12 protein-coding genes and 1 pseudogene are annotated in these 17,050 nt (G+C 67.2%); 7 read left to right on the forward strand and 6 right to left on the reverse strand.

Features of this window, described 5'->3' with window-relative positions:
• Positions 1 to 2 precede the first annotated feature (2 nt).
• The 6 genes and pseudogenes from V5F68_RS07725 to V5F68_RS07750 all read right to left on the reverse strand — a co-directional run.
• Positions 3 to 3,212 carry an efflux RND transporter permease subunit gene (locus V5F68_RS07725; protein WP_149577668.1) on the reverse strand — a complete coding sequence of 1,070 codons (3,210 nt, stop codon included), beginning with the start codon at positions 3,210 to 3,212 and terminating at the stop codon, positions 3 to 5.
• Entirely contained in the window at positions 3,209 to 3,598 is a 390-nt protein-coding gene (locus V5F68_RS07730; RefSeq protein WP_149577667.1) for a P-II family nitrogen regulator, read from the reverse strand. Before V5F68_RS07730 ends, V5F68_RS07725 begins: the two co-directional genes overlap by 4 nt.
• On the reverse strand, positions 3,588 to 4,577 hold the full coding sequence (ihpB, locus tag V5F68_RS07735) for a divalent metal ion exporter adaptor subunit IhpB (protein WP_149577666.1): 990 nt from the start codon (positions 4,575 to 4,577) through the stop codon (positions 3,588 to 3,590). The genes V5F68_RS07730 and ihpB overlap by 11 nt, the downstream gene beginning before the upstream one ends.
• Positions 4,574 to 5,845, reverse strand: coding sequence for a TolC family protein (locus tag V5F68_RS07740; protein ID WP_149577665.1), 1,272 nt, complete (start codon positions 5,843 to 5,845; stop codon positions 4,574 to 4,576). The genes ihpB and V5F68_RS07740 overlap by 4 nt, the downstream gene beginning before the upstream one ends.
• 65 nt (positions 5,846 to 5,910) lie before the next feature.
• Entirely contained in the window at positions 5,911 to 6,342 is a 432-nt protein-coding gene (locus tag V5F68_RS07745) for a hypothetical protein (protein ID WP_149577664.1), read from the reverse strand.
• 158 nt (positions 6,343 to 6,500) lie between these two features.
• Positions 6,501 to 6,935, reverse strand: a pseudogene (locus V5F68_RS07750) (MerR family transcriptional regulator); the annotation flags it as partial.
• A 67-nt stretch (positions 6,936 to 7,002) separates the two neighbouring features.
• On the opposite strand from V5F68_RS07750, the gene V5F68_RS07755 reads away from it, so the two are divergent.
• The 7 genes from V5F68_RS07755 to V5F68_RS07785 all read left to right on the forward strand — a co-directional run bounded on the left by V5F68_RS07755 (position 7,003) and on the right by V5F68_RS07785 (position 17,044).
• Positions 7,003 to 9,252, forward strand: a complete 2,250-nt coding sequence (locus V5F68_RS07755) for a heavy metal translocating P-type ATPase (RefSeq protein WP_149577662.1) — start codon at positions 7,003 to 7,005, stop codon at positions 9,250 to 9,252.
• Positions 9,253 to 9,543: 291 nt separating this feature from the next.
• Positions 9,544 to 10,185, forward strand: coding sequence for a hypothetical protein (locus V5F68_RS07760; RefSeq protein WP_209483271.1), 642 nt, complete (start codon positions 9,544 to 9,546; stop codon positions 10,183 to 10,185).
• Positions 10,186 to 10,188: 3 nt separating this feature from the next.
• Complete coding sequence (locus tag V5F68_RS07765) at positions 10,189 to 11,256, forward strand: helix-turn-helix domain-containing protein (protein ID WP_209483269.1); 1,068 nt, start codon at positions 10,189 to 10,191, stop codon at positions 11,254 to 11,256.
• A gap of 181 nt (positions 11,257 to 11,437) precedes the next feature.
• Entirely contained in the window at positions 11,438 to 11,914 is a 477-nt protein-coding gene (locus V5F68_RS07770) for a hypothetical protein (RefSeq protein WP_232847562.1), read from the forward strand.
• A 131-nt stretch (positions 11,915 to 12,045) separates the two neighbouring features.
• Positions 12,046 to 12,453 (forward strand): FixH family protein, encoded by a 408-nt coding sequence (locus V5F68_RS07775; protein WP_149577659.1) that lies wholly within the window; start codon positions 12,046 to 12,048, stop codon positions 12,451 to 12,453.
• Positions 12,450 to 13,871 carry an efflux RND transporter periplasmic adaptor subunit gene (locus V5F68_RS07780; RefSeq protein WP_149577658.1) on the forward strand — a complete coding sequence of 474 codons (1,422 nt, stop codon included), beginning with the start codon at positions 12,450 to 12,452 and terminating at the stop codon, positions 13,869 to 13,871. Before V5F68_RS07775 ends, V5F68_RS07780 begins: the two co-directional genes overlap by 4 nt.
• A complete protein-coding gene (locus V5F68_RS07785) occupies positions 13,868 to 17,044 on the forward strand; it encodes an efflux RND transporter permease subunit (RefSeq protein WP_149577657.1) in 3,177 nt (1,058 codons plus the stop codon). The genes V5F68_RS07780 and V5F68_RS07785 overlap by 4 nt, the downstream gene beginning before the upstream one ends.
• The last annotated feature ends 6 nt before the right edge of the window (positions 17,045 to 17,050 follow it).

Here is a 17,050-nt window from a genome sequence, read left to right on the forward strand (position 1 = left end):
GGCTAGGGGGATGGGGCTTCGGCCTGCGCCTCGGGGGAGGCCGCTGGCCTGGTCTCGCGCCGGAACAGCACGTAGAGCGCTGGCAGCACGAGCAAGGTGAGGATGGTGGAGGAGATGATGCCGCCGATGACCACGGTGGCGAGCGGCCGCTGCACCTCCGCGCCCGGGCCGGTGGCGATGGCCATTGGCACGAAGCCGAGCGAAGCGACCAGCGCCGTCATCAGCACCGGGCGCAGGCGTGTCAGGGCGCCGTCGCGCACCGCCGTCACCACGTCCCGCCCTTCCGCCCGCAGGCGCTGGATGAAGGCGATAATGACGAGGCCGTTCAGCACCGCCACGCCCGAGAGCGCGATGAAGCCGATGCCGGCGCTGATGGAGAGCGGCAGGTCGCGCAAGATTAGCGCCGCGATGCCCCCCGTGAGCGCCAGCGGCACGCCGGAGAACACCAGCAGCGCATCCGCTACCGAGCCGAAGCTCATGAACAGCAGCAGGAAGATGAGCAACAGCGCGATGGGCACCACGATGGCAAGGCGCTGTGTGGCCGAAACCAGCTGTTCGAACTGGCCGCCCCAGCCGATCCAGTAGCCTTCGGGCAGCTTCACCTTATCTGCCACCTGGCGCTGGGCGTCGGTGACGAAGGAGCCGAGGTCGCGGTCGCGCACGTTGGCGCTCACCACGATGCGCCTTTTGCCGTTCTCCCGGCTGATCTGGTTCGGGCCAGGGGAGACCGTGAGGTTGGCGATGGCGGACAGCGGCACGTAGCGGATCTGCCCGCCAGATCCGGGGACCCAAGCGGCCTGGACTGGCTTGGCCTCATCGCTCGCCGCAGGGGGAAGCGGCACCGGCAGCGCGCGCAGGGCCTCGATGTCGGTGCGCAATTCCTCCGGCAGGCGCACCACGATGTCGAAGCGGCGATCGCCCTCGAACAGGGCGCCGGCCTCGCGGCCGCCCACCGCGATCTCCACCAGTTCCTGCACGTCGGCGACGCTTACCCCGTAACGGGCCATGGCCGCTCTATTGAGGGCGACCGTCAGCATGGGCAGGCCGGAGACCTGCTCGGTCTTCACGTCGGCGGCGCCCGGCACCGCCTGGAGCACGCTCTGCACCTGCCCGGCCACCTGCAGCAGCATGTCGAGGTCGTCGCCGAAGATCTTGACGCCCACATCGCTGCGGATGCCGGAGATCAGCTCGTTGAAGCGCAGCTGGATCGGCTGGGAGAGTTCGTAATTACTCCCCGCCACGCCCTCCGCCGCCTTCTCGATGTCGGTCATCACCGCGCTCTTGGACTTGCCGGGGTCCGGCCATTCGGCGCGTGGCTTCAGCATCACGTAACCGTCGGAGATGGAGGGCGGCATTGGGTCGGTGGCAACTTCCGCCGTACCGGTGCGGGCGAACACCTCCTTCACTTCCGGCACCTTCAGCAGGCTCTTCTCCAGCGCCTGCTGCATCTCCAGCGACTGGGTAAGGCTGGTGCCCGGCACCCTGAGCGCCTGGATCGCCGCATCGCCCTCGTCGAGGCTCGGAATGAACTCGCCGCCCATGCGGGAGGCGGCAAGGCCACTCGCAACCACGAGGCCGGCCGCGGCCACCGCCACCACGGCGCGGTAGTTGATGGCGGCATCGAGCAACGGCGTATAGAAGCGCCGCGCCCCGCGCATGATGACGTTCTCGTGCTCGGAGACCTTGCCCGTTACCAGCAGCGCGATGGCCGCCGGGATGAAGGTCATGGAGAACAGAGCCGCGCCGGCCAGCGCCATCAGGACGGTGATGGCCATGGGCGTGAACATCTTGCCCTCCACCCCCGTTAGGGTGAGCACCGGCAGGTAGACCACGGCAATGATCATGGTGCCGAACAGGCTCGGCCGGATCACCTCCTTGGAGCCGGCGAGGATGGTCTCGAACCGCTCGGCGCGGGTCAGGAGCCGGCCGCGCCGATGCTGCTCTTCCGCCAGCAGGCGTAGGCAGTTCTCGACGATGATGACCGCCCCGTCGATGATGATTCCGAAGTCGATGGCACCAAGGCTCATGAGGTTGGCGCTGACACGGTTCTCCACCATGCCGGTGATGGTGAAGAGCATGGCGAGCGGAATGACGAAGGCCGTCACCAGCGCCGCGCGGAAATTGCCGAGCAGCACGAACAGCACCACCACCACCAGCAGCGCGCCTTCCAGAAGGTTCTTCTCCACCGTGGCGATGGTGGCTTCCACCAGGTGTGAGCGGTCGTAGACGGCACGGGCGATGACGCCTTCCGGCAGCGAGCGGGAAATCTCCTCCAATCGCGCGGCGACACGCTGGGCCACGGTGCGACTGTTCTCGCCGATGAGGAGCATGGTGGTGCCCAGCACCACCTCTTCTCCGTTCAGGGTCGCCGCGCCGGTGCGCAGCTCACGCCCCTCGCGCACCTCGGCAATATCGCCTATCCGCAGCGGCGTGCCGCCCCGGCTGCCGATGACGATCTCGCGGATCTCGGCGGCGTCCGCCACCTGGCCCGGCGTGCGCACCAGATACTGCTCGCCGTTGCGCTCGATATAGCCGGCGCCCACGTTGGCGTTGTTGGCGGCCAGCGCCGTCATCACCTCGCGGAACGAAATGCGATTGGCCATCAACCGCGCCGGATCGGGCAGCACATGGAACTGCCGCTCGAAACCTCCGATGGTGTTCACCTCCACCACCCCCGGCACGGTGCGCAACTGCGGCTTGATGATCCAGTCCTGGATGGTGCGTAGGTCGGTGGGGCTGAAGGGCTGGCCGTCAGGCTTCTTCGCCCCGTCCCTGGCCTCCACCGTGTACATGTAGATCTCGCCAAGGCCCGTGGACACCGGCCCCATGGCGGTCTCCACCCCCAGCGGAAGCTGGTCCTTCGCCTGCTGGATGCGCTCGTTCACCAACTGGCGGGCGAAGTAGATGTCGGTGCCATCGCGGAACACGACCGTCACCTGGCTGAGGCCATAGCGGGACAGCGAGCGGGTGTATTGCAGGCCGGGCAGGCCGCCCATGGAGGTCTCGATGGGAAAGGTGATGCGCTGCTCGGTCTCCAGCGGCGAGAAGCCGGGCGCCGAGGTGTTGATCTGCACCTGCACGTTGGTGATGTCGGGCACCGCGTCGATGGGGAGGCGCGTGAAGTTCCAGGCCCCGAAGGCGCCGATGGCGAGGCAGAACATGACCACCAGCCAACGCTGGCGGATGGAGAAGGCGAGGATGGCGTCGATCATCGCGCCCCCTCCTGAGCCTGAGCTTTGCCTGCCTCACGGATGCGGGCGAAGCGCTCCACCGGCGTAACGAAAACCACTCCGTCACCGCGGTGTCCGGTCCACCCAGCGCGCGTGAGGGTCGAGATCACTGCCTCCACGACGCCGGCACGGCAGACGATCTGCAACTGGAGATGGCGCTGGTAGGTGAGGTCGTATTCGCTCGCCACATAGGTGCCGCCGGCACCGCGGCCGCGACCTTGGCCGCGCGCTTCGGTGAAGGTAAATCCCGGGAATTCAGGTAGCTCGTGCAGGGCTCGCACCACGCGCCCTTCAAGATGAGGATGAATGAAGGCAGTGACGAGCCGCAGGCCGTCGTCCATCGCGCCGGGGGACGCCTCAGTGCTCATGGCTAGCGCTCCCTTTGGCGAGTTCCGCCTTCACCACGAAGCTGTTTCGCGCGGCGTAGACATCACCGGGCATGAGCCCGAACAGCACCTCGGCCCATTCCGCATCGCGATCACCGATCTCCACATCGCGGGGGGCGAACGCGTCACCGTCGCGCACGAACACGACGGTGCGGTTGTCGATGGTCTGAAGCGCGCTGGTTCGGACCGCGAGATCCACCGGCTTCTCAGTCAGGGTGATGGTGCCCACGGCGAACAGGCCGGGCCGCAGCCGCATGCCGTCGTTGGGAATGACCGCCCGCGCCAGCGCGGTCTGGGTGTCGGCTGATCCGATGGGCGAGACATAAGCCACTCGGCCGTCGATGACCTGCCCACCGTCCTCCGGATCGATGGCGACCTTATCGCCGGCACGCACCCGTGGAAAATCGCGGCGATAGACGGAGAGATCCACCCATAGAGTCGAAAGGTCGGCCACCACGAAAGCCGGCTTCTGTTCGGAGGCGTATTCGCCAAGCCCGACTTGCCGGTCCACCACCGTGCCGGAGATCGGCGCCTTCATGTCGTAGGTGGTGAGGCTCTGGTTGCTTTCGACGACCGCGAGAACGTCGCCCTTGGCCACCTTGTCGCCGATCCGCTTGCGGATCTCCCGGACGATGCCGGGAAAGCGCGGGGTTACCTGGACCACGTTTTCCTGATTGGGCTGGACCAAGCCATTTAGGCGTAGCTTCTGGCGAAGCGTCCCGGGGCTGGCCGTCTCCAGGCCGATGCCGGCAGCAGCAAGCCTGGTGTCGTCCAGTTCCACCCCGCCCTCGGCATGTCCGCCTCCCTCTTCTCCATGCCCACCCTCCGCACCATGTCCGCGCTCAGCGGCTAGGCTGCCCGAAACGGGAGCGTTGCGGTCCTGGAATGCGTACAGCGCCCCCGCGCCGGCCAGCAGGCCGATGAGGAGCATCGCCACGTCGCGTCGCGCCGTGCGGCTCATTTGGCTTTTCCTTTGTTGAGATTCACCGGCCGACCCGTCAGCCCTTCGAGGGTGGCGAGTGCGGTGTGGAACGAAACCAGCGCATCGAGCTCGCGCAGGGCGGCGTCGGTGAGGGTGGACTGGGCGTCAAGCAGTTCCAGGAGCGTGTAGCGGCCTTCGGAATAGCCGGTCTCTACCCCCTCGAAGGCAGTCCGCGCGCCTGGAATGGTGCTGCCGCGCAATAGCGCTATTTCGTCGAAGGCCGCCCTCATCCCGTCATGGGCCCGGCCAAGCTGGGAGATGAGGGCATTGCGGGCGATGGCTTCCTCCGCTTCGGCCCGCAGCATCTGTTCGTTCGCCTCGGCGATGCCGCCGTCATTGCGGTCGAACAGGGGGATCGGCATGGACAATGAGAAGCGCATGCCGCTGTCAGCGGTCTCGTTGTAATGCCGGTAGCCGACCCCCAGGGTCACGTCCGGCACCGACTTGGCCTGTGCCGAGCGCAGGTCCGCCTGCCGCTGGGCGCGCAGGGCGGTGAAGCGGGTGAGCTGCGGATTGCCCAGCGCCTGCTTGACAAGCCCCGGCAGTGGCGGGGGGGCGCTGACCTTCAGCAGGTTGCCGGTCGCCCGCCCGAACCTTGCCTCCTGAAGGCCCATGAGCAGCGCGAGTTCCCGCCGCGCGGTGCCGAGCGCAGCGCGGGCTCGGTCCAGCTCCACCCGGGCGAAATCGGCGGCGACACGGGCGCGGGAAATCTCGGCCGGGGAGGAAGCGCCGGCCTGGACGCGGTTCTGCAGCAAGGGAGCGAGCCGCTGGATCGCCGCCACCTGCGTCTCAAGAATCTGGGCGCGCTGCTGCGCCCCGAGCACGGCGGCGAAGGCGGCGGCGGTATCCGCCAGCACCTGCAGGCGGATCGCCTCCCGCTCCCAGCGCGCCACGCCGACCCCGGCGCCGGCGGCCGCCAGCCGCGCCTCGCGCTTGCCGCCCAGCTCTACCAGTTGGCTGATCTGGATCGTCTGCTCGGCAAGGTCCAGCCCCTGGTAGGAGCCCGAGCCCGCCGCATTGTCCACCTCTAGGGAGAGGTTGGGGTTGGGCAGGGCCCCGGCCTGGGTATTGCGGCCGGCTGCGATGCCGATGTCGCGTTCCGCCGCCGTGAGGCGCGGATTGGCGGCAAGGGCGCTGGCGAGGGCGCTTGTGAGGGTCAGCGGACGGGCGGTTTCGGCGCGCGTCTGCGACGCGTGAAGCAGCGCGAGCGCTGCCCCAAGCGCAAGCGCGAGGGCACGAGGCGACATGATCTGATCCAAAGTCTGATGGCGGATCGCCGACGCGGGGCGTCAGCGCGCGAGCAGAAGTCGGATCAGGCGCGCGGGGGGCGGATGTCTGCGGGAACGGAGCGGCCGGCGCTCAGGCGCGTGGGCGCTACCTCCGACGTGGATGGCAGACGCAGGGCCTCGCTTGCTGCCGGAGTATATGGCACCACCATGGAGCAGCCATGGCAGTCATGGTCCGAGGCAGGCTGGGGCTGGGCCGGGTCATGCGCGGCGCCGAACACCTTGGCATCCGTAGCGGCGAGGGAGGGGTCCGCAACGGATGCCTCGACGGGCGACAGGTCGGTGCTCGACACACCGACGCCCGTCAGCGTAACTGAGGTCCCAGCCAACTCTCCCAGAGCGCCGTCCACATCAAAGATGTGATGCGCTGCCAGTGCGCTTGCGAACGGCCCGGCCACAAGGCATGCCACCACGACGACCGACACGGCGCGGCGGAACGCCGGACCGGTGATCGACATGAGGACTTTTGCCAAGACGCGAAGCATGGACCATGAGAGACCCCAAGAGCCGCGATGTGTCAAGTCTTTCGGAAGCGCTGCGTCAGCGTACCCGAAAAGCTTGGGAGATCGCTTGAATTTCGGCCGATCCCAAGGTTTTCGCCCTGGCCGTTATGAAATTGACATTGTCCGTGATCGGAAAGCGTCTCGATCACCCTGCACTGTGCCACGTGGCCGTGGGCGCAGCCGTCGACCATGCGTTGAAGCTCCGCCTCCAGCGCCCTTAGCGCGGCGATGCGGCTGCGCACCTCGATCAGCCGCGCGCTGGCGATCTCGTCCGCCGCCGCGCACGACTGCTCGGGCCGGTCCTGCAGCGTCAGCAGGGTGCGGATAGCCTCGATGTCAAAGCCCAGCTCGCACGCATGGCGGATGAAGGCCAGCCGCTGCAGGTGGGTGGCGCTGTAGAGGCGGCGGTTGCCCTCGGTGCGCGGCAGCGCCGGCATCAGGCCGATCTCCTCATAGAAGCGGATGGTGGGCACCTTCACCCCGCTTAAGCGCGCCGCCGCGCCGATGGGCAGGAGGTCGGGAAAATTTTCGGACGACGGGCCGGACATTGGGGCTTGCTCCTCTAGTGACTAGAGCATCTAGGATCCGCAGCGTGACGCAAAGAAAGGCCGCATCATGACCGCTCCTCTCGTTCAAAGCCGGTTCCGGGTGACCGGGATGGACTGCGCCTCCTGCGCCGCGAAGATCGAGGGCACCACGCTGCGCATCGCCGGCGTGGCGGAAGCCGAGGTCTCGGTGGCGGCCGGCACGCTGGTGATCCGCCACGCCCCGGACGCCGACCTTGCGCCCCTCGCCGGGCGCCTTTCCCCCATGGGCTACGCCCTCGCTCCGCTCGCGGCCGGCGGCGGGCAGCGCAAGGCACACGACCATGGAGAGAGCTGCGCGGGGCACGATCATTCCGACCACGACCATGCGGGCCACGACCACACCGGCCACGATCACGCAAAGCACGACCACGCCGAAACCGGCGGCCACGACCATGGTGCTGTCCCCGCCGCCGAAGGCAGATGGTGGTCCACCGGCAAGGCGCGCCTCACCCTCCTGAGCGGCCTCGCTTTGGTTGCGGCCTCCGGCATCGGGACCTTCGTCCCGGCGGTGCAATCGTGGCTGTTCCTCGCCGCCATGCTGGTGGGCCTCGTGCCCATCGCCCGGCGCGCCATCGCGGCCGCCGCGAACGGCATGCCCTTCACCATCGAGATGCTGATGACCATCGCAGCGGCGGGCGCCGTGGTCATCGGCGCGGCCGAGGAGGCGGCGGCGGTGGTGTTCCTGTTCCTGGTGGGCGAATTGCTGGAAGGCGTCGCCGCCGGCCGGGCGCGCGCCAGCATCCGCGCGCTCACCGCGCTGGTGCCAAAGACCGCATTGGTGGAGCGCGACGGCGCCACGGTCGAGGTGCCCGCCGCCAGCCTCGTCGTGGGCGAGGTGATCCTGGTGCGGCCCGGCGACCGGATTTCCGCTGACGGCCTCATCGTCGCCGGCGAGAGCGGCATCGACGAGAGCCCGGTGACCGGCGAGAGCGTGCCGGTGCGCAAGGGGCCCGACGCCACCGTCTTCGCCGGCACCGTGAACGGGGAGGCGGCGCTGCGCGTGCGCGTCACCGCCACCGCCGAGGACAACACCATCGCCCGGGTGGTGAAGCTGGTGGAGGAGGCGCAGGAAAAGCGCGCGCCCACCGAGCGGCTCATCGATCGCTTCTCGCGCTACTACACCCCCGGCGTGGTGGTGGTGGCGGCGCTGGTGGCGGTCATCCCGCCGCTGCTGTTCGGCGGGGCGTGGGATGCCTGGATCTACAAGGGCCTTGCCATCCTCCTCATCGGCTGCCCCTGCGCGCTGGTGATCTCGACCCCGGCCGCCATCGCAGCCGGCCTCTCCGCCGGGGCGCGGCGCGGGCTGCTGCTGAAGGGCGGCGCCGTGCTGGAGACGGCGGGCAAGGTCACCACCGTCTGCTTCGACAAGACCGGCACCCTCACCGCAGGAAAGCCGCAAGTGACGGACGTGATCGCCTTCGCCCTGCCGGACGCCGAGGTGCTGCGCCTCGCGGCAGCGCTGGAGACCGGTTCGAGCCACCCCCTCGCCAAGGCCATCCTTGATCGCGCGGCAGCGGACGCCATCGCCATTCCCGTGGCGGAAGCCGCGCAGGCGCTGGGCGGCAAGGGCGTGTCGGCGCAGGTGGAAGGACGCGAGGTGTTCCTCGGCTCGCCCCAGGCCGCCGCCGCGCGCGCGGCCCTGTCGCAAGAGCAGGCCGACCGGATCGCGGCATTGAACGACGCCGGCAAGACCGTGTCCCTGCTGGTGGCCGACGGCGCCATCGCCGGGGCCATCGCCATGCGCGACGAGCCCCGCCCCGACGCCCCCGAGGGCCTTGCCGCGCTGAAGCGGGAGGGCATCCGCACGCTGATGCTCACCGGCGACAACCGGCGCACGGCGGAGGCTATCGGCCGGCAGCTGGGCATCGAGGTGCGTGCCGAGCTGCTGCCGCAGGACAAGCTGCGCATCGTCGGCGAGCTGCAGCAAGAAGGCGCGGTGGTGGCCAAGGTGGGCGACGGCATCAACGACGCCCCGGCGCTGGCCGCCGCCGACATCGGCATCGCCATGGGCGGCGGCACCGACGTGGCGCTGGAAACGGCGGATGCCGCCGCCCTCCATGGCCGGGTGAAGGACGTTGCCTCCATGATCGCCCTGTCCCGGCGCACCATGGGCAACATTCACCAGAACATCGCCATCTCGCTGGGGCTGAAGGCGGTATTCCTCGTCACCACCATTGCCGGCATCACCGGGCTGTGGCCCGCGATTTTGGCCGACACCGGCGCCACCGTGCTGGTGACCCTGAACGCGCTGCGGCTCCTCTCCTGGGGGCGTGGGTGACAGGGCGGGCAATTCGCAGCGAAGCCCGGCTCTTCATTCCAGACCTTGATAGCTCAACGCGCGCGAGTCTCTTGCTTCAGATCTTTTTGAGCACGGCGGTTACGAATATGAGGCTGCCCGCGAAGATCAGGCCCGCTATTGCGCTCGGTGGCCGGCGATGGCGGAGTATACCTTCACACTAGAACTCTTCTTCGATCCTTCGCCGCCCCCGACCACCCAACCAAGACAGTTGCTCGCGATAATTTTTTCCTCCACAAATGAGGGTAAGAAAATTATCGTGGAAGCGATTCGATGGCTGCGGTTCGCGTGCTTGCCGATCATCCTGAAGTTGACGCTCGCCTCGCCGAGTTCGGCGTCACGCGTCAGGAACTGCTTGAGGTCGTGCGCGGCGTGGTCGCTGCTCGCTCGGACGCGACGTTGGACGATCCCGCCTCGGCCGAAGGGCTGCTAGCGTATATCTATGGCACCCGCTATGTGCGGCAGGTCTTCCTGGCCCACGAATGGGTCCGCTACCGCGAGAACAACGTCGAATCGGTCAAACATCCCGACCGGCCGCTGAAGGTCGTGTACCAGAGCGTCGATCTCGCGGCCGACACGCTGCACAAGCCGCAGGCAGTGTCCGGAAAAGGTTCCGGTGCTGACCGCATCATTGCGGTGGGACAGGCGGGACTGTTCCCGGAGGAGGAGATGTCAGCGGCGCGGGATCAGAGCCTCGCGGAGCTCCAGACCGGCGTATGGTTCTTCTGCGTGTCGGTTCAAGGTGGTGATGTCCGTGCCGAGCTGTCGCTGCCTTCGGGCATTTCCGGCGGCAATTTCGAGGGCTTTATCGAGCGCATCTTCATCCTCGGTGGTGGTGAATGGCCGGCGGATGTCATCGTTGATAGCGATCGTCCGGATGGCATCGAGTTCGAGCCTGCTGTTTTGCGTCGCTAGGCCATGTTCAACATTGGCAGAATGGAGCTCGCGCGAAAGCGGCAACGGTTGACCGCCAAGGCTCTCGCCGAGCGGGCTGGCATATCGCCGGTCACCTTGTCGCGTGTCGTCAACGGGCAGCAGATTCCGGATGAAGACACGGTCGACGGCTTGGTGCGCGCGCTGGGATTCCCGCGGGAGTTCTTCTTCCGGGACGACGCGGCTCCGATCAGCGCTGATGCCGCCAGCTTCCGGAGCCTCACGGCGATGTCGGCGCGAGAGCGCGATGCGGCGCTCGCCGCCGGCTCACTGGCCTTCGAGATGTCAGCCTGGGTGCGGGAAAGGTTCGTTCTGCCTCAGCCAGACCTGCTCGACCTCAGCCATGAACGCGATCCCGCTGGAGCCGCACGTGCGCTGCGCCAGCATTGGGCGATCGGCGAGCGGCCGATCTCGCATATGATCAAGCTGCTTGAGACGAAGGGCGTTCGCGTCTTCTCGCTGGCCGAGAACACGAAGAATGTGGATGCCTTTTCCTGTTGGCATGATGGCGAGCCGTATGTCTTCCTCAACACCTTCAAGACCACAGAGCGCAGCCGGTTCGACGCCGCTCATGAGCTGGCTCACCTCGTCCTGCACAAGCACGGCGGTCCCAATCAAGGGCGCGCTGCCGAGCTCGAGGCACATGCGTTTGCATCGTCGTTCCTGATGCCTCACGACGACGTCGTGGCGACGATCCCATTCGTCCGAAGTCTCGATCAATTGGTGCTCGCAAAGAAGCGGTGGGGCGTGTCCGTAGCGGCACTCGCGCACCGGCTTCACCGGATCGGCCGGATCTCCGATTGGAACTACCGGACCTTCTGCATCCAGATAAACAAGCGGTTCGGCACAAACGAACCTGACGGTCTCCCGTCGGAGCGATCTGCAATATGGCACCGTGTCCTCACGGAGCTTTGGCGGGAAGGCGTGACACGCCGGCACGTTGCGGCCCGCCTGGATATCCCCGAGGCAGAACTCGACAATCTGCTGTTCGGGCTTACCGGCGATGTGAATCCGCCATCCGTCGGTGGTTCATCTCTCCGGCTAGTTCCGTGATTGAGCCCGGAAGTGTCGCGGATTCCATCGAGCGGCCACGCCCCGAGCTCTCTTCGTATGGCGTGGTCTCTTTGCGCTTGAGGCTACCGCTGGAGGTGATCCTGCTTGGCGCCGCGTGACCATCCCCGAGATGTGATCCGGCGACGGCAGTTCCGATGCCTTTCCTTCGCCGGGTGCGTGCGTGCGCGACGCACTCACTCATCCTGAGAAGGGCAGCGACGTCCATTTGCCACGAACCTGTGACAGCTTCGTACCGCTGCTCGCATTCCCAGAACGCCTCGCCTATGACATGTTGCGCTGCATGAAGGTCGCCACTTGGCTCCACAGGCTGCTCCCGATCCTTGCGATCGTAGGGCTTGTTGCCGGATCGTTCACCGCACCGGTGAACGGGGCCGCCATGGCGGCCGCCGTTGATATGTCCATGCCCGAAATGGCGGACGACATGCCGTGTTGTCCGCATGAGACGCCGGCGATTCCCGACTGCCAGAAGACCTGCCCATTGATGGCATTGTGCATGGCCAAGTGCTTCTCGGTGGCACCAATGCTTTCACGCCTGGCCTTCGTTCTGCGGGCCGAGGGCGATGCCCTCCGCCCGGGCAGTGACGTCATGGGCGACGCGCTCGCGATAGAGCCCCCAGCCCGACCTCCGCGAACCTAGAACATCGCCGGCGTTTGCGCGCCGGTTCGTGCCGCCCCCGCGAGGCTCGGGCGGCCGAGAGCGCGTGGCCGTAGGCCGCGCAACGCCGGGCCATGCGCACGGCGCTCCGATGAATCTAGGATTTTCAAACTATGACGACCTCTTCTATGAAGCGCGCCGCTGCGGCGGCGCTCGTGGCCGCGCTTTCCGTCGCGGCTCTCTCATCGGCGCGTGCCGACATCACGGACTACGAGTTCCGGCTCGTTCAGACGGACATCAAGCAGGGCAACGGCGCCATCGTCGCAGTCCGACTCGTCGACAAGCGATCCGGCAAGGCGGTCCCCGACGCCGTCATCTTCGCGACCCGGATCGACATGGCGCCTGACGGCATGGAGACGATGGCAGCGCCGATCGAGGCTCTGCCGTCGACCGAGCCGGGTGTCTATCGCTTCAAGACCAATCTGATGATGGCTGGCGGCTGGCGGCTTTCGCTCGGTGCCAAGATCCAGGGTGAGACCGGCACGATCGAGAACAAGCTGGTCCTGAAGGCCGTACCGTGAAACGGGTCGCCCTTACGGGCCTCGCCCTCGCCGCCGTTGTGGCGGCGGGGGCCGGAGGCTACTGGGCTGGCATCCGGGGTCTTCCGGTGGCCGGCCTGCGCGAATGGCTTGGTGTCGAGGCGACCCTTGCGGCGGCTGAGCCGACCGGCACCGGAGCGGTGATCTATTATCAGGATCCCGACCGCGAGCCCGCCTATTCGGCAACGCCACGCCGGACCGGGGATGGCCGGGCTTTCCGTGCCGTCCGCGCCGGCGAGGATGTCAGCTTCGAGGACAGGCCGCCGGCGACGGCCGAGGCGACCGGGCAGGCAGGCCCGCGACGCATCCTCTACTACCGCAATCCGATGGGTCTGCCGGACACCTCGCCGGTGCCGAAGAAGGATTCGATGGGGATGGACTACATCCCCGTCTATGAAGGCGAGGATGATGGCGGCTCGGTCGTGCGGGTGTCGCTTGGAAAACTCCAGCGGACCGGCGTGCGATCCGAGCTGGCAGCGCAGCGTGTCGTCGGCAGGCTGGTGCGGGTGCCGGGAACCGTCCAGCTCGACGAGCGGCGCATCTCCGTGGTCGCCACCCGGAGCGACGCTTTCATCAACGAGGTGGCGAACGTCACCACGGGCGACCGGGTGACGAAGGGCCAGATGCTGCTCCGGCTCTATGCGCCGGACATTGCCACCGCCGGCGCCCAGCTCCTCACCGATCTCAACATTGGCGGCCGCGACAGTGCTCTCGGAGGCGCCCGCCAGCGCCTGGAGAATCTTGGCCTGCCACCCGAGGCGATCGCCGAGATCGAGCGGACGCGCAAGGTGCCGCTGTCGATGACGTGGCGTGCGCCGCGCGATGGCGTCGTGCTCGAACGCAATGTCGTCGACGGCATGAAGGCAGCGCCGGGTGATGTGCTGTTCCGCCTCGCGGACATTTCGACCATCTGGGTACTGGCAGATGTGCCGGAGTTCGATCTTGGGGCCGTCCGGCTCGGCGCGCCGGTGACGATCCGGGCTCGAAGCCTGCCGGGACGCACCTTCGAAGGACGTGTGTCGCTGATCTATCCGCAGGTCGGTGAAGCAACGCGGGCCACGCGAGTGCGGATTGAGATCGCCAATCCCGGCGGTGTTCTGCTTCCCAATATGTATGCCGAAGTGGAGATCGGCACAGGCGATGCCGCGCCGGTGGTTGCTGTCCCCGATAGCGCGGTGATCGACACCGGCACGCGGCAGGTCGTGATCATTGATCGTGGAGAGGGCCGGTTCGAACCGCGCGAGGTGAAGATCGGCCTGTGCGGCGAAGGCTTCACCGAGATCCGCGAGGGCATTGCGGAAGGCGACCGTGTCGTCGTCGCGGCGAACTTCCTGATCGACGCCGAAAGCAATCTGAAGGCGGCATTGCGCGGCCTGACACCGCCGCAGGTGCAGCCATGATCGCCCGCCTCATCGGCTGGTCCGCCCGCAACCTCGTGCTGGTCTTTGTCGGTACGGTGTTCGCCGTCGCCGCCGGGCTTTATGCGCTGAAGACGCTGCCGCTCGACGCCATTCCCGACCTCTCGGACGTGCAGGTGATCGTCTACACCGACTATCCCGGCCAGGCGCCGCAGGTGGTCGAGGACCAGGTCACCTATCCGCTCACCACGGCGATGCTGACGGTGCCGAAATCGAAGGTGGTGCGCGGCTTCTCCTTCTTCGGCGTCTCCTTCGTCTATGTGATCTTCGAGGACGGCACCGATCCCTATTGGGCGCGCTCGCGCGTGCTGGAATATCTCAATGCCGCCGCGCAGCGCCTGCCGGCGGGGGTGACGCCGACGCTGGGGCCGGATGCGACCGGCGTCGGCTGGGTCTACCAATACGCCGTCGTCGCCAAGGAGATGACGCTCGCCGAGCTGCGCTCGCTGCAGGACTGGGTGGTCCGCTTCGGTGCCTCCAAGGCGGAGGGCGTCGCCGAGGTCGCCAGCGTCGGCGGCTTCGTCAAGCAGTATGCGATCGTGGTCGATCCGAACCGGTTGCGGGCGCTGGGCATCCCGCTCGACCGGGTGCGCGACGCCGTCAAGGCGAGCAACAACGATGTCGGCGGCCGCACCGTCGAGCTCTCCGAGTTCGAGTTCATGGTGCGCGGCCGCGGTTATCTCCGAGGCATTGCCGACATCGAGAATGTGGTGCTGAAGACCGATCGTGGCGTGCCGCTGCGGATAAAGGATGTGGCCCGCGTAGAGATCGGGCCGGATGAGCGACGCGGCATCACCGAGCTCAATGGCGAGGGCGAAGTCACCAGCGGCATCGTGCTGCAGCGCTTCGGTGCCAATGCGCTGACCGTGATCGAGAACGTCAAGGCGCGGCTTGCCGAGATCGCCTCCAGCCTCCCCAAGGGCGCCGAAATCGTGCCGGTCTATGACCGATCCGAGCTGATCGGCCGGGCGATCGAGACGCTGAAGGGCACGCTGATCGAGGAAAGCATCATCGTCGCGCTGGTCTGCGTGGTGTTCCTGCTGCATCTGCGCAGCGCGCTGGTCGCCATATTGATGCTGCCGGTCGGCATCCTGATGGCGTTCGCGGCGATGAAGGCGATCGGGCTCGGCTCCAACATCATGAGCCTGGGGGGCATCGCCATCGCGGTGGGCGCCATGATCGACGCCGCCATCGTGATGATCGAGAACGCCCACAAGCATCTGGAGCGCGCGCCACCGGACAAGCCGCGGGTCGAGATCCTGATCGAGGCGGCGAGCCAGGTCGGTCCGGCGCTGTTCTTCAGCCTGCTGGTCATCACCGTCTCCTTCCTGCCGATCTTCACGCTGGAATCGCAGGAAGGCCGGATGTTCGGCCCGCTCGCCTTCACCAAGACCTTCGCCATGGCGGCCGCGGCCCTTCTATCGGTGACGCTGGTGCCCGCGCTCATGGTGGTCTTCGTGCGCGGCCGGATCATTCCGGAGCACCGGAACCCGATCAACCGGTTCCTGATCTGGGTCTACCGCCCGGTCATCCGCGGCGTCCTGAAGGCCAAGACGCTCACCATCCTCGTCGCGCTTGTCGTGCTCGGGGTGACGCTCTGGCCGGCACGCCAGCTCGGTTCGGAGTTCATGCCGAGCCTCGACGAGGGCACGTTGATGTACATGCCGACCACCTTGCCGGGCATCTCCATCACCAAGGCCGCCGAGCTGCTGCAGGTGCAGGACCGCATCATCAAGAGCTTCCCGGAGGTGGCTTCGGTCTATGGCAAGGCCGGGCGAGCACTGACCGCGACCGATCCGGCGCCGACTGAGATGTTCGAGACCATCATCAATCTGAAGCCGAAGGGCGAATGGCGGCCGGGCGTCACCATCGACAGCCTGAAGGCCGAGATGGACCAGGCGCTGCAATTCCCCGGCGTGTCGAACGCCTGGACCATGCCGATCCGCGCCCGCATCGACATGCTGGCGACCGGCATCCGCACTCCGGTCGGGGTCAAGGTGTTCGGCACCGATCTCGCCCAGATGGAGCAGAGCGCCCGCGAGATCGAGCGGGTGCTGCGGTCCGTGCCGGGCACGTCCAGCGCCTATGCCGAGCGCGTGATCGGCGGCTACTATCTCGACATCGTGCCGGACCGGGAAACGCTCGGCCGCTACGGCCTGGCCGTCGGCGACGTCCAGAGCGTGATCGCGACCGCGCTCGGGGCCGAGACGGTGACGACCACGGTGGAGGGGCGCGAGCGCTATGGCGTCACCATCCGCTATCCGCGCGACTTCCGGAGCGATCCGCAATCAATCGCCCGCGACGTGCAGGTGCCGCTGCCGGGCGGCGGCACGGTGCCGCTCGGCGAAGTCGCCAAGGTCGAGCTCACGCGCGGCGCGACCTCGATCCGTACCGAGAACGGCCAGCTCGCGGTCTATGTCTTCGTCGACATCGCCGGCCGCGACCTTGGCGGCTATGTCGCGGAGGCTCAAGCGGCGGTGGCGAACGAGGTGAAGCTGCCGCAAGGCACCTACGTCTCGTGGAGCGGCCAGTTCGAATATCTGCAGCGCGCCGAAGCGCGGCTGAAGATCGTCGTGCCGGTGACGTTGCTGGTCATTTTCCTGCTCCTCTACCTCAACTTCCGGGCCCTGACGGAAACGCTCATCGTCATGCTGTCGCTGCCCTTCGCACTGGTGGGCGGCATCTGGCTGATGTGGTGGCTTGGCTTCAACATGTCGGTTGCCGTGGCGGTCGGCTTCATCGCGCTCGCCGGCGTCGCCGCCGAGACCGGCGTCATCATGCTGATCTATCTCGAGCAGGCGATGGCGGAACTGAAGGCCGAGCGGGAGGCGGAAGGGCGGCCTTTCACTCGGATCGACCTCCACCAGGCGATCATGCTCGGTGCCGTCGAGCGGGTGCGGCCGAAGATGATGACGGTCATCGCCATCACGGCCGGCCTCGTCCCAATCCTGTGGAGCACCGGCACCGGTTCGGAGGTGATGCAGCGCATCGCGGTGCCGATGATCGGCGGCATGGTCTCGTCGACGGTGCTGACGCTGGTCGTGATCCCCGCTGTCTATGGACTGATCAAAGGCTGGCGGTTGCCGCGGACCGTCACCGCCGACGAGAGGGCAATCGAACAGGGGCCAGCCGGCCTCAAGGCTGCCGCCAAATGAGAGGAG

The organism is Roseixanthobacter pseudopolyaromaticivorans (assembly GCF_043195145.2).
Classification (GTDB): domain Bacteria; phylum Pseudomonadota; class Alphaproteobacteria; order Rhizobiales; family Xanthobacteraceae; genus NCEH01.